We start from the raw sequence: 12,689 nt of genomic DNA, 5'->3' as shown, positions 1-12,689 counted from the left end.
TATCCATGTTATGGAGTATGATATGATAGAAGTGGAGTTGATAGAATGAACAAGTTGAAAGACAAATATGTACTGATAACCGGTGCTTCAAGTGGTATTGGTGAAGCGTTAGCGTTCGACTTAGCACAACAACAAGCAATTCCTGTTCTAGTTGCCAGAAGAGAAACTAAATTATCACAGGTTTCAAGGAAAATAGAAGAAATGTATGCAATCAAACCGATCATTTATCCGATTGATATTACTGATCGTGACGAATGGCAGAAGGGAATAGATAGTATTCTCAGGGAATGTGGTAAGATCGATGTACTTATTAACAACGCTGGTATAGGTTATTTTGAGACATTTGATCGAATAGATTGGGAAAGTATCGAAAATATGATTAGACTTAATATCGATGCATTGTTTTTTACATCTTATTATTTATTACCTGAACTAATGAAACAACCTGTTGCACATATTGTTAATATTGGTTCACAAGCAGGTAAAATTGCTACGCCTAAATCTGCTGTATATAGTGCAACTAAAGCAAGTGTTATCAGTTTCTCCAATGCTTTGCGGATGGAATTGGAAGGAAAGGTTTCTGTCACGTCTGTAAATATTGGTCCGGTTGAAACTTCTTTTTTTGATACCGCTGATCCAAAAGGTGGTTATCGAAAAAGTGTAGCAAAATATATGTTAGATCCAACTGATGTAGCTAAGCACATAACTAAATCACTTTTTACGAATAAAAGGGAAATAAATTTACCGTATTGGATGCATATAGGAAGTAAAATGTATCAAAATTTTCCACGAATAATGGAAACAATTCTGAAGCCGACTTTCAAGAAAAAATAGTGGAGGGATATTATGCAATTAACGATAACTAATAATGCTCTAGATCAATTGAAGTCCTTAACTAAAAATAAATCAACTACTTTAGCCTTAACCTATGATACAGAAGGTTGTGGTTGTGGTGTCAATGGCATGCCTACTATTGCACTTATTGGTCAAAAAGAAAAGAATCATAAAAAGGTAGAATGTGATCAACATGATGTGGTAGTTCATGTACAGGAAGCTACATTTTTCAGTGAAGAAATGACGTTAGATTATAATGGCACTACATTTCGTCTAACAAGTCCTAATGAAATGTTAAATCCGTTTATTCATGTTAATTCAGTAATAGCGCAATAATAAAAATTTCAGAATTTCAGCAACTTGCACAAAAAATATAAACTAAGAAGTTATTCCTATAGATTTGCTTACTCCCATTCTTACTGAATATAGTGCTATGAAGTATTTTCCACAACGACGAATCAGCACCTCATTTCAGAAAGAATGGAAGAAAGCCACATTAAACAGATTTTTCATTGGTTTGGAAGTTTGTATCTTTTTCGGCTCTGAACAAAGAGGGTTTCTTCCGGTTTTCCTTGTTATCGGTGTTGTTGGTAGGTATTTGCTTTGGTAATTTCTTTTACTTTTGCAAATTGTTCAGGATTGAAATGTTGATTTAAGGCATTAACATTCTCTTTTAGTTGATCGCTCGAGCTAGCACCAGCTACAACAGAAGTAACAGCTTTTTCTCGTAATACGTATTGCAACGCTAGGCCATTTAATGTTTGATTTTCTTGTAAAATATCTTGTAACTGATTAACCGTGCTTTTTAATGTGTTAGCATCATAATCTAAATAGCCTTTTTCGCCTTTCTTAGAAGCGATTTTTGGACCTTTGGAACTTAACATTCCCTTTGCAAGTGATCCCCTTGTAACCACGCTAATATTATGATCAGCCAGTTGCTCTAGCACTTCTTCTTCTGGTCGACGATCAAGCATACTATATTGCATCATTACACTGTTGATATTAGATTTGGCAATATATTCACGAATTACATTCGGCCTTATAGAAGAAATACCATAATAGCGTACAACACCTTCCTCCACTAATTCTTCAAATGCTTCAATTGTCTCTTCAATAGGGTCTTCAATTGTACCACCATGTAATTGATATAGATCAATATAATCAGTATGTAATTTTCTTAAGCTTTTTTTTACTTGTTCTTTAATATAAGCTTTACTTGGGTCCCAAAACCAACTGCCATCGTCCTTTAAATGATTTCCCACTTTTGTAGCTAAAATGACTTGATCACGTTTGTTTTTGATCGCTTGACCAACAATTGCTTCATTTTGACCTTGATCATATAAATCTGCTGTGTCTAAATAATTAATACCCAGATCTAATGCTTCATCTATAATTTTACTAGCTTTTGTCCGTTCTGTTCCAAGTGACATACAACCAAGTGCAATGGGGGAAACTTTTAATTCAGAATTACCTAGCTTTCTTTTTTCCACATTAATCATCCTTTCTCGTTCATCTGTATAAATTCATTGTACAAATAGCAAGAAAGAAATACAATAAAAGGGACTGTTTGAATGAGAAAGGAAGTTTTTATGACGAATTTTAGTGAGAAAACAATTCATACTAAACCAATTTTTGACGGGAAAGTAATTAGTGTTCAAGTAGATGACATTACCTTACCTAATGGTAAAACATCAAAACGGGAAATTGTAAAACATCCAGGTGCTGTTGGAATAATTCCGGTAACTACGGATAATAAGATTATTTTTGTCAAACAATATCGTAAACCTTTAGAAAAAACATTAGTTGAGATTCCAGCTGGAAAACTGGAACAAGGAGAGGCACCTGAAGTAACAGCATTAAGAGAATTAGAAGAAGAAACAGGGTATACAACAGATCAACTAACATATGTGACTTCATTTTACACCTCGCCTGGCTTTGCTGATGAAATAATGTATTTATATAAAACCAGTTCTTTGGAAAAAGTAGAGAATCCAAAAGCAATGGATGAAGATGAATTTGTCGAATTAATGGAACTTTCGTTAGAAGAGGCGGAAACACTAGTTGCAAATCAGGAGATACATGATGCAAAAACTGCTTATGCAGTTCTTTATTTAAAACACAAGGGTTTGAGGTAAAATGCTGAAGGAATTTTTTACTGACTTACATATCCATATTGGTCGTAATTCGTTGGGAAAACCAGTGAAGATCACTGCTTCCAAAAATTTAACACTGATGAATATTATGCAAGAGGCAAGTGAACGAAAAGGATTAGATATTGTCGGTATTATAGATTGTCATGCCCCTACTGTTTTAAATGAGATAGAATTAGCTGTCAGTAAGGGGGTTGCATCTGAACTTGTAGATGGAGGCATTCAATTTGGAAATACTACACTAATTTTAGGCAGCGAAATAGAAGTATATGATGAAAATTGTAAAGGTCCAATACATGTTTTATGTTTTTTTCCGTTTCTTAAAAATATGAAGGAGTTTTCCAGATGGTTGTCCTTTCGAATGAAAAATATAGAACTTAGTTCACAACGTTATTACGGCGATACCATGACGTTACAAACGCAAACACATGAACTTGATGGTTTATTTATACCTGCCCATGTTTTTACACCTTTTAAGAGTTTGTTTGGCAAAGGGGTATCCCATTCATTAACAGAAGTATTAGATCCTAATCAAGTAGACGCAATTGAACTTGGATTGAGTTCGGATACAAAAATGGCTGATCAAATCAAGGAGTTACATCAGTACACGTTTCTAACCAACTCAGATTCCCATTCATTGCCGAAGATAGCAAGAGAATATCAACTATTACTTTTAGCAGAACCAAGCTTTAAAGAGTTGAAAATGGCTTTAAAGAATGAATACAAACGTAGAGTAATGCAAAACTTCGGGATGAATCCTAAATTAGGGAAATATTTTGCAACTGTATGCGCGAATTGTCTAGCTCCGTTTCAGGGAAAATATTGTTCAAAGTGTGGTTCTACTAAATTTGTTAAAGGTGTTTCAGATCGAATTCAAGAGTTAGCTTCCAAGCAATTAACGAGTCAGGAACGTCCAGATTATATATATCAAGTTCCACTTGAATATTTGCCTAAACTAGGTCCAAAAACCTTGGAAAAATTATTAAGCCACTTTGGTAATGAAATGAATATTATACATTATGTACCTAAGGCTTCCTTGGCAGAAGTTGTTGGTGAAAATCTTGCTACAATGATTTTGGACTTACGTCAAGGAAAATTGATGGTTGATGAAGGTGGAGGTGGCCGATATGGGAGAGTGAAAGGTTAACGATATTAAATTTTATGTTCAATCAAAATAAACTCTAGTTGTGTTCTATTTCTATCAAATCATTCATAGATTGGAAACGAGAACATAATTAGAGGATGTGAATGAATTGAAATTACCTAAAAGTAAAAAGCCTATTTCCAATCATTTTGCAAAATACCATACCATCTATATATTTACAATCATCCTGTTTATCACAGGAATTATATTTGGAGCGATTATAGTCAATAGTATGACTTTCATACAAAAACAAGATTTATTTTTTTATTTGGAACGATTTTTTCTTGGATATTTACAAGATGAAGATATTTCTAAACAAGCTTTATTTAAAAATGCAACATTTTATCATATTCAATTTTTATCTTTACTTTTTTTCCTTGGGTTAGCTGTCATAGGATTACCAATTATTTGGGTATTGTTATTTGTTAAAGGTGTGGCCATCGGATTTACCGTAGGTTTTTTTGTCAATCAATTAGGTTTCAAAGGATTATTGTTCTCGTTTTCTGCTATTGCTCCTCAAAACCTTATTATCATTCCGATATATGTTATAGCTAGTAGCTTTGCAATGATATTCTCATTAACTTTGTTGCAAAGTATATTTTCTAAGCGATATAAACAACCAATTTTACAAATTTTCTATCGTTATACCGCTGTATTTATTGGCTTAATGATCGTGGTTGGCGTAGCAGCATTATTAGAATCCATAGTCTCCTTTGAAACGATGAGGCTAATTTCCGACAGGATTATTAAATAATAATTATTGTTAAGAAATAAAGGGTAATTGTCGTTTTTTATAATTATTTTAATTGACACCTTACATGGGACTATTTATAATTAACTTATGTAAGGAGGTCTTCATTATGGAACACCGTTTAGACCGTATTAAGAAGGAACTACACGCTCAAAGTTATAAATTAACACCACAGCGTGAAGCAACTGTTCGTGTATTATTAGAAAGAGAAGAAGATCATCTTAGTGCGGAAGATGTTTATTTATTAGTAAAAGATAAAGCGCCGGAAATTGGTTTAGCAACTGTATATAGAACATTAGAATTATTATCAGAACTAGAAATTGTTGATAAAATTAACTTTGGTGATGGAGTTTCCCGCTATGATCTTCGGAAAGAAGGGGCAAAACATTTCCATCATCATTTAGTATGCACAGAATGTGGATCTGTTGAGGAAATAATGGATGACCTATTAGAAGAAGTTGAACAAATTGTTCAAACTGACTGGGGATTTATTGTCAAAGATCATCGATTAACATTCCATGGAATATGCCAAAAATGCCAAGACAGAATTTGTCGAAACTGTGAAGCGAAAAAATTATCTGCTAAATAGGTATATTTTTATATAATACCGGTATAAATTCTAATAGAGTCTATTCTATTAGGAGAATGCGATATGTCATCTATTATGAAGGTTTTTTTTGAAATGATGAAGTTTTTTATAATTTTTGTTTTATGTACCATTTTATTTTATTATGTAATTAAAGCATTACATCAGGAATATGAAAAATTAGATCGTTATGAGTACCCTCAGGGAGATGCAGTAAAAGTATTTCAACAGGAAGGTCCTGATGTTTGGGAGCGGTTAAGTATTTTTTTTCGATTGGGAGAATAAATGATGGATGAAATGCAATATCCAGTAGATGAGTTTTTTCACTTTTTACAAATCGAAAGAGGACTATCTGATAATACATTACAAGCCTATAAACGGGACTTGTTAAAGTATTATCAATTCATTAAGGATGAACGAGAATTGACTGAATGGAAACAAACTGGTCGTCATGATATTATGCAATTCTTATATCATTTGAACGACCAGGGTCAATCATCGGCAACTATCGCGAGAATGTTATCCACTTTAAGACTATTTCATCAATTTTTAATTAGAGAATATCAACTAACAGAAGACCCTAGTTTACATATTGAAACGCCAAAAGCGAACCGTAAATTGCCGAAGGTATTATCAACGAAAGATATTGATAAATTATTAAATATTCCGGCGGCAGATAAATATTCAATCCGAAATAAAGCGATGTTAGAAACACTTTACGCAACAGGATTACGAGTATCAGAACTGATTAATTTAAAGATGAACGATTTGCATTTAACAATGGGATTTGTTCGTTGTTTTGGAAAAGGCTCCAAAGAAAGAATTGTCCCATTAGGAGATATAGCGAAAGACGCATTAGAATTATATATTCAATCTGCTAGAAACGATTTTGTAAAGACAAAACAAACGGAAACTGTATTTGTCAATCATCATGGTAATCCATTGTCACGTCAAGGGTTTTGGAAAATCATAAAAGGAATTGCGAAAGCAGCAGGTATTGAAAAGGAGTTATCTCCGCACACATTACGACATTCCTTTGCAACACATTTACTTGAAAATGGTGCGGATTTAAGAGCAGTTCAAGAAATGCTTGGTCATGCGGATATATCTACTACTCAAATCTATACCCATGTTTCTAAAACACGATTAAAAGATATTTATAAAACACATCATCCAAGAGCTTAACGCGTCACGATTGTTATCGTGGCGCTTCTTATTGTTTAGAAATAATTAAATTGGTAAGAACAAAGTATAGTAGCGCCACGTAATCGCACTAGGCTTTTTGTTCCTTTTGGAAAGTGAGTGAAATAGACAGTAACTATAAATACTTATAATGAGCTAATGAAAATAGTATTTTGAGGGATAATACTATGATAGAGCGGGTATGGAAGAATAGGAGGGATTGGCTATGACATCTTTTAATCGAATATTTTTAGTTGTGCTCGATTCTGTTGGTATTGGTGAAGCACCTGATGCAGCAGATTTTAATGATTCTGGTGCAGACACATTAGGCCATATTGCAGAACATCGTAATGGGTTAAATATGCCTAATTTAGGCCAACTGGGTTTAAGTAATATCAAAAAAATAAATGGCATAGAAAAGGCAAGTAATCCTAAAGGGTATTACACAAAAATGCAAGAAGCTTCTAATGGTAAAGATACAATGACAGGACACTGGGAAATAATGGGGTTATATATTGACACTCCTTTTCGCACATTTGAACAATTTCCAGAAGAATTAATAGAGGCAATTGAACAGAAAACTGGAAGAAAAGTAATAGGGAATAAACCAGCTTCTGGGACAGAGATTATTAAAGAATTAGGTCCACAACACATGGAATCAGGAGACTTAATTGTTTATACTTCAGCTGATTCGGTATTGCAAATTGCTGCACATGAAGAGGTAATACCGGTTAAAGAGCTGTATGAAATTTGTGAGATTTGCCGTGAATTAACATTAGATGAGAAATATATGATCGGCCGTGTAATTGCCAGACCGTTTGTCGGTCAATCTGGTAATTTTGTTAGAACTTCAAATCGTCATGATTATGCATTAAAACCTTTTGGTTATACTGTTATGAATGCGTTGAAAGATGGAGGATTTGATGTAATTGCCTTAGGGAAAATTTCTGATATTTATGATGGTGAAGGTGTCACTGAATCAATTCGCACAAAAGATAATGATGATGGAATGGAAAAGTTTATTCAATCGATTGATAAAAATTTCCATGGTCTTAACTTTTTAAATTTAGTTGATTTTGATGCAAAATATGGTCATAGGAGAAATCCTGATGGTTATGCCGAAGCTCTAGAGAAATTTGATCAACGGTTACCACAAGTGTTAGGTAAATTAAAAGATGATGATTTACTGGTCATAACAGCAGATCACGGAAATGATCCTACTCACCATGGGACGGATCATACTAGAGAATATGTACCATTGCTTGTTTATCATCATGGTATAAATGGCGGAAAAGAGCTGCCACTAAGAGAAACATTTGCAGATATCGGAGCAACAGTGGCAGAGAACTTCCATGTGAAACCACCTAAATATGGTAAAAGTTTTCTGGATGATATTAAATAATTAAGAAGTGTTTTAAAAAGAGTGCCACTTTTTGTACGAATTCCTGTTTATCTAATAAAAAAGAGGTGACTGTAATGAGAATGGTTGATATTATTGCAAAAAAAAGAAATGGTGAACCTTTAATAGAAAAAGAAATTAATTTTTTTATTGAAGAGTATATGAAAGAGAATATCCCAGATTATCAGGTGTCTGCTTTGATGATGGCTATTTACTATCAAGGTATGACACAAGAAGAAACGGCTTATTTAACAAAAAATATGGTGGCGTCCGGTGATATCATTGATTTAAGCCTAATAGAAGGACATAAAGTGGATAAACATTCAACAGGCGGGGTAGGTGATAAGACAACGTTTATCGTCGGTCCTTTAGTTGCTGCAGCAGGAATCCCGGTTGCAAAAATGTCTGGAAGAGGGCTAGGGCATACTGGTGGTACGATAGATAAACTAGAATCAATCCCGGGCTTTCAAGTTGAATTAACGAACCAGCAATTTATTGATAATGTCAATAAATACAAACTATCAGTAGTTGGACAGACCGGTAACTTAGCTCCTGCTGATAAGAAATTGTATGCTTTACGTGATGTTACGGCAACCGTTGACTCGATTCCGTTAATTGCTAGTTCGATAATGAGTAAAAAAATTGCTTCAGGTGCTGATAGTATTGTATTGGATGTCAAAACTGGTTCAGGTGCTTTTATGAAATCATTTAAAGACTCTAAACGATTGGCTGAAGAAATGGTTACGATCGGAAAACAATTAGAACGGCAAACTATAGCAGTCATAAGTGATATGAACCAACCTTTAGGCTATGAGATCGGTAATGCTAATGAAGTAAAAGAAGCGGTAGAAGTATTACAAGGAAAAAGAGTGGAGGATCTTCGTGAATTAGCAATAGAACTTGCGGCTCACATGACATTATTAGCTGGTGTATATCAGGATTACACAGAGGCAACACAATCTTTGGAAAAGCTAATTGATAATGGTGATGCCTTAAAGTATTTTATGAATTTCATAAAAGCACAGGGAGGAGATATATCGGTTATTGAAGATCTTACTAAATTACCTAAATCATCCTATAAAGTTGAAGTGAAAGCTGATCAAGAAGGTTATATACACGAAATGGAAGCAGATGAAATTGGGGTAGCAGCAATGCACCTCGGTGCCGGAAGGGCAACTAAAGATGATAATATTAACCATGGGGTCGGGATTACCTTACAGAAGAAAATAGGTGATCATGTCGAACAAGGAGAAACGTTAGCTATTTTAAACAGTGATCAAGAAGATGTTGATAATGCAATCAATATTGTGAAGAATGCTTATACGATTAAACCCGAAAAAGCAAACAAACAAAAAATGATCTATGAAGTCATTAAATAAATAATTACTCGAAAGATAGCGGGAACTTACCGCTATCTTTTTTTGCGAAATAGAAACAAAATAGTTATTGCGTTCAGTATCTAATAAAGAAAGCGTGAAATAAAATAAATAAATTGTATTTACTAGTTATACTTTCAGATTATTATGGAAAAAATAGAAATGTTATAAATCGGAGGTGACAATGTTGAAAAGAATTAGCTTATCTTTACTCGTTGTAATAAGTATGGTGGTGATCGGTAGTGGAAGTGTATTTGCAGATCATGATGAAAATCATGTAGCAAGCGAAGTAAGTGATTCATTAGATTTAGCTACACATTCAAAATCAGCGATACTTATTGAACGTGATACAGGAAATATATTATATGATAAAAATGCTAGCGAAAAATTACCACCAGCAAGTATGACTAAAATTATGACCATGCTACTTATTATGGAAGCAATTGAGAAGGGTGAATTATCCTTAGATGAGCAAGTTAGAGTAAGTGAAAATGCGGCATCAATGGGTGGATCACAAATCTTTTTGGAAGCTGGAGAAGAAATGTCAGTAGATGACTTATTGAAAGGAATTGCTATTGCATCAGGTAATGATGCAAGTGTTGCAATGGCAGAAAGAATTGCTGGCAGTGAGAAAGTTTTTGTGGAAATGATGAATGAAAAAGTAGAAGAATTAGGATTGAAATCTACTAAATTCCAAAATTCAACTGGCTTACCAGCAGAAGACCACTATAGTACTGCTCATGATATGGCCGTTATGGCTAAGGCATTACTAAAATATGAAGATATTACAAAGTATACGAGTATTTACGAGGATTATTTGCGTAAAGGTACTGAAGATGAGTTTTGGTTGGTCAATACTAATAAATTGGTTCGGTTTTATGAAGGTGTGGATGGTCTGAAAACTGGTTACACAAATGAAGCTAAATACTGTTTGACGGCAACTGCAGAAAAAAATGGCATGAGAACAATTGCTGTTGTTATGGGAGCAGAAAGTACAGAAGATCGTAACAGTGATGTAAGTCAATTGTTAGACTATGCTTATGCCAAATTCGAGACGAAACCTTTATATGAAAAAAATCAAGCTGTGACATCGTTCGAATGGTTAAAGGCAAATAAACAGAAAGTGGATGTAGTTACTAGTGACTCCGTTTCCATTCTGTATCCAAAAGGAACAAACTTGGATAAAATCAATACGAAAATAACCATTAATCAAGATATAGAGTTACCACTTGAAAAAGGATCAATGGTTGGAAAGCTTCAAGTGGTAGAAGGTGAAGATATTATTAGTGAAACAGATTTAATTGTACTAGAGGATATTAATCATGCAAATGTACTCCAATTGTTTAAAAGAACCTTTCAATCCTTCTTTTGATGAAAAGGTCGAATTTAAGCTATTTTAGACGATTTCCTTCTAGTTTTGTCAACTAGAAGGATTATGAATAAGAGATATAGAAAAAAGTATTACAGAAATAAACTGGGAGGGAAAAATATGCAATTACAGACACAATTTACAGTAGTCAAAGATGTATTAATCGTCCGATTGGATGGTGAACTGGATCACCATTCTGCAGCTCGATTAAAAATAGAATGGCAAGATCGTCTACATCAAGAAGGAATTAAACATGTTATTTTAAATCTTGATGCTTTACATTTTATGGACAGTTCAGGTTTAGGGGTTGTATTAGGAAGGTATAAAGAAGTGAAACAATTAGGTGGAGAAATGATTGTCTGTTCTGTCAATCCAGCTGTTAAAAGATTGTTTAATATGTCTGGATTATTCAAGATTGTCAGGTTAGAGTCAAATGAAAACTTTGCTCTTTCCAGCTTGGGGGTGGCGTCATGAATAATGCAATGGAATTAAAGTTTAGAAGTGTAAGCGAAAATGAAGCATTTGCTAGAGTGTCTGTTGCCGCATTTGTATCTCAGATTGATCCAAACATGGATGAATTAACAGAGATTAAAACTGTTGTATCTGAAGCAGTAACCAATGCTATTATTCACGGTTATGAAGAGGACCCTAATCAATATGTCTATATCTCCTGCAGCTTAACTGATCAAACATTATCGGTTTTAATCGAGGATGAAGGGATGGGTATCGATAATATCGATTTAGCAAAGGAACCGCTTTACACATCTAAACCTGAACTTGAAAGATCAGGCATGGGTTTTACCATCATGGAGAACTTCATGGACAAAGTTGAAATTATATCACATCCAGGAGAAGGCACAAAGGTGAGAATGACAAAAGATTTTCAGACTAGCAAAACCATGTGTAATTAGGTGATGCCCATGAAAACAAAAATGTCTAACACATCACCATTAGATGACAAAGATGTTAAGAGGTATATCCAGTTAAGTCAGCAAGGAGATGAAGAAGCAAGATCATTATTGGTGGAAAAAAATATTCGCCTGGTCTGGTCTGTTGTTCAACGTTTTCTTAATAGAGGCTATGATCAAGATGATTTGTTTCAAATCGGTTGCATTGGATTATTAAAGTCTATTGACAAGTTCGACTTAGAATACGAAGTGAAATTTTCAACCTATGCTGTACCGATGATTATCGGTGAAATCCAACGTTTTATACGAGATGATGGTACAGTAAAGGTTAGTCGTTCCTTAAAAGAAATTGGTAATAAAATTAGACGCGTTACAGATGAATTAACAAAAGAATATGCTCGAGCGCCAACTGTACAAGAGATTGCTGATAAGTTAGATCTAACACCTGAAGATATCATCCATGCGCAGGAAGCTACAAAGAAACCTCAATCCATTCATGAAACAGTTTATGAAAATGACGGTGATCCTATTACGTTGCTGGATCAAATTGCAGACGTTAATGATAATTGGTTTGATAAACTGACAATGGAGCAGGTAATAAAAGATCTGGATGAAAGAGAACGTTTGATTGTTTACTTAAGGTATTACAAAGATAAAACTCAAACAGAGGTGGCCAACCGACTGGGCATTTCACAAGTTCAGGTTTCGCGAATAGAAAAGAAAATATTAGAGAAAATAAAAGAAGAGATTTTAAATTAAGATTATCCACTTGGATAATCTTTTTTTTGTTCGCCCGGCATGGGCGAACTCTAACGGGTGAAAGTCCTGAGTGCGACCTAGTAGCGGTAAGCACATAGCCAAAGGCAACGGTGTCCACGGTGACGTGGAATCGGAAGGAAGCTCAAGGCAAACCTCTGGTCTGACGAACAGAAATCATATAAGAGGCAACGTATGTGGATAAGGGTGCAAAAGAATCTGAAGTCCAATAGC

Annotated in this window: 15 protein-coding genes; 14 read left to right on the top strand and 1 reads right to left on the bottom strand. The window is 34.3% G+C overall.

Going from position 1 to position 12,689, the window contains the following annotated elements; translation table 11 throughout:
- The first annotated feature begins 45 nt into the window (after positions 1–45).
- Positions 46–834, top strand: a complete 789-nt coding sequence (locus tag ACTWP4_RS20570) for an SDR family NAD(P)-dependent oxidoreductase (protein ID WP_443130664.1) — start codon at positions 46–48, stop codon at positions 832–834.
- Between the two features lie 12 nt (positions 835–846).
- The gene (locus tag ACTWP4_RS20565) at positions 847–1,170 is read left to right on the top strand and encodes an iron-sulfur cluster biosynthesis family protein (protein ID WP_443130663.1); all 324 of its coding nucleotides are present in this window, start codon (positions 847–849) and stop codon (positions 1,168–1,170) included.
- A gap of 239 nt (positions 1,171–1,409) precedes the next feature.
- On the opposite strand, the gene ACTWP4_RS20560 is transcribed toward ACTWP4_RS20565, so the two are convergent.
- Entirely contained in the window at positions 1,410–2,324 is a 915-nt protein-coding gene (locus tag ACTWP4_RS20560; protein ID WP_443130662.1) for an aldo/keto reductase, read from the bottom strand.
- 99 nt (positions 2,325–2,423) lie between these two features.
- Here ACTWP4_RS20560 and ACTWP4_RS20555 point away from each other — a divergent pair, with 99 nt between their 5' ends.
- From ACTWP4_RS20555 to sigF, 12 genes are all read left to right on the top strand, one after another.
- Positions 2,424–2,969: an NUDIX hydrolase gene (locus ACTWP4_RS20555; protein WP_443130661.1), complete on the top strand. Its 546-nt coding sequence runs from the start codon at positions 2,424–2,426 to the stop codon at positions 2,967–2,969.
- A gap of 1 nt (position 2,970) precedes the next feature.
- Entirely contained in the window at positions 2,971–4,131 is a 1,161-nt protein-coding gene (locus ACTWP4_RS20550) for an endonuclease Q family protein (RefSeq protein ID WP_443130660.1), read from the top strand.
- Positions 4,132–4,237: 106 nt separating this feature from the next.
- Positions 4,238–4,882 (top strand): stage II sporulation protein M, encoded by a 645-nt coding sequence (gene spoIIM / locus ACTWP4_RS20545; RefSeq protein ID WP_443130659.1) that lies wholly within the window; start codon positions 4,238–4,240, stop codon positions 4,880–4,882.
- Between the two features lie 106 nt (positions 4,883–4,988).
- Complete coding sequence (gene fur / locus ACTWP4_RS20540; RefSeq protein ID WP_443130658.1) at positions 4,989–5,468, top strand: ferric iron uptake transcriptional regulator; 480 nt, start codon at positions 4,989–4,991, stop codon at positions 5,466–5,468.
- Between the two features lie 63 nt (positions 5,469–5,531).
- A complete protein-coding gene (locus tag ACTWP4_RS20535) occupies positions 5,532–5,750 on the top strand; it encodes a DUF4227 family protein (RefSeq protein WP_443130657.1) in 219 nt (72 codons plus the stop codon).
- Between the two features lie 12 nt (positions 5,751–5,762).
- Positions 5,763–6,650 (top strand): site-specific tyrosine recombinase XerD, encoded by an 888-nt coding sequence (xerD, locus tag ACTWP4_RS20530; RefSeq protein ID WP_443130746.1) that lies wholly within the window; start codon positions 5,763–5,765, stop codon positions 6,648–6,650.
- A 223-nt stretch (positions 6,651–6,873) separates the two neighbouring features.
- Complete coding sequence (deoB, locus tag ACTWP4_RS20525) at positions 6,874–8,049, top strand: phosphopentomutase (protein WP_443130656.1); 1,176 nt, start codon at positions 6,874–6,876, stop codon at positions 8,047–8,049.
- 74 nt (positions 8,050–8,123) lie between these two features.
- On the top strand, positions 8,124–9,425 hold the full coding sequence (locus ACTWP4_RS20520; protein WP_443130655.1) for a pyrimidine-nucleoside phosphorylase: 1,302 nt from the start codon (positions 8,124–8,126) through the stop codon (positions 9,423–9,425).
- Between the two features lie 181 nt (positions 9,426–9,606).
- Positions 9,607–10,794: a D-alanyl-D-alanine carboxypeptidase family protein gene (locus tag ACTWP4_RS20515; protein WP_443130654.1), complete on the top strand. Its 1,188-nt coding sequence runs from the start codon at positions 9,607–9,609 to the stop codon at positions 10,792–10,794.
- Between the two features lie 117 nt (positions 10,795–10,911).
- A complete protein-coding gene (gene spoIIAA / locus ACTWP4_RS20510) occupies positions 10,912–11,265 on the top strand; it encodes an anti-sigma F factor antagonist (RefSeq protein WP_443130653.1) in 354 nt (117 codons plus the stop codon).
- On the top strand, positions 11,262–11,702 hold the full coding sequence (gene spoIIAB / locus ACTWP4_RS20505; protein WP_443130652.1) for an anti-sigma F factor: 441 nt from the start codon (positions 11,262–11,264) through the stop codon (positions 11,700–11,702). The genes spoIIAA and spoIIAB overlap by 4 nt, the downstream gene beginning before the upstream one ends.
- Before the next feature lie 9 nt (positions 11,703–11,711).
- Positions 11,712–12,458 carry an RNA polymerase sporulation sigma factor SigF gene (sigF, locus tag ACTWP4_RS20500; protein ID WP_443130651.1) on the top strand — a complete coding sequence of 249 codons (747 nt, stop codon included), beginning with the start codon at positions 11,712–11,714 and terminating at the stop codon, positions 12,456–12,458.
- Positions 12,459–12,689 lie beyond the last annotated feature (231 nt).

The sequence above is a fragment of the Gracilibacillus sp. D59 genome, from assembly GCF_052246695.1.
Taxonomy (GTDB): Bacteria; Bacillota; Bacilli; order Bacillales; family Amphibacillaceae; genus Gracilibacillus.
The sequence above is the reverse complement of the archived record's forward strand: the minus strand, read 5'-3'. Positions and strand labels throughout refer to the sequence as shown.

Excerpts from the sequence above, each read along its gene's own strand:
- ACTWP4_RS20550 (WP_443130660.1), top strand. The coding sequence starts at position 2,971 with ATGCTGAAGGAATTTTTTACTGACTTACATATCCATATTGGTCGTAAT.
- ACTWP4_RS20555 (WP_443130661.1), top strand. The coding sequence starts at position 2,424 with ATGACGAATTTTAGTGAGAAAACAATTCATACTAAACCAATTTTTGAC.
- xerD (WP_443130746.1), top strand. The coding sequence starts at position 5,763 with ATGCAATATCCAGTAGATGAGTTTTTTCACTTTTTACAAATCGAAAGA.
- ACTWP4_RS20570 (WP_443130664.1), top strand. The coding sequence starts at position 46 with ATGAACAAGTTGAAAGACAAATATGTACTGATAACCGGTGCTTCAAGT.
- ACTWP4_RS20520 (WP_443130655.1), top strand. The coding sequence starts at position 8,124 with ATGAGAATGGTTGATATTATTGCAAAAAAAAGAAATGGTGAACCTTTA.
- fur (WP_443130658.1), top strand. The coding sequence starts at position 4,989 with ATGGAACACCGTTTAGACCGTATTAAGAAGGAACTACACGCTCAAAGT.
- ACTWP4_RS20515 (WP_443130654.1), top strand. The coding sequence starts at position 9,607 with ATGTTGAAAAGAATTAGCTTATCTTTACTCGTTGTAATAAGTATGGTG.
- ACTWP4_RS20565 (WP_443130663.1), top strand. The coding sequence starts at position 847 with ATGCAATTAACGATAACTAATAATGCTCTAGATCAATTGAAGTCCTTA.
- deoB (WP_443130656.1), top strand. The coding sequence starts at position 6,874 with ATGACATCTTTTAATCGAATATTTTTAGTTGTGCTCGATTCTGTTGGT.
- spoIIAB (WP_443130652.1), top strand. The coding sequence starts at position 11,262 with ATGAATAATGCAATGGAATTAAAGTTTAGAAGTGTAAGCGAAAATGAA.
- spoIIAA (WP_443130653.1), top strand. The coding sequence starts at position 10,912 with ATGCAATTACAGACACAATTTACAGTAGTCAAAGATGTATTAATCGTC.
- ACTWP4_RS20535 (WP_443130657.1), top strand. The coding sequence starts at position 5,532 with ATGTCATCTATTATGAAGGTTTTTTTTGAAATGATGAAGTTTTTTATA.
- sigF (WP_443130651.1), top strand. The coding sequence starts at position 11,712 with ATGAAAACAAAAATGTCTAACACATCACCATTAGATGACAAAGATGTT.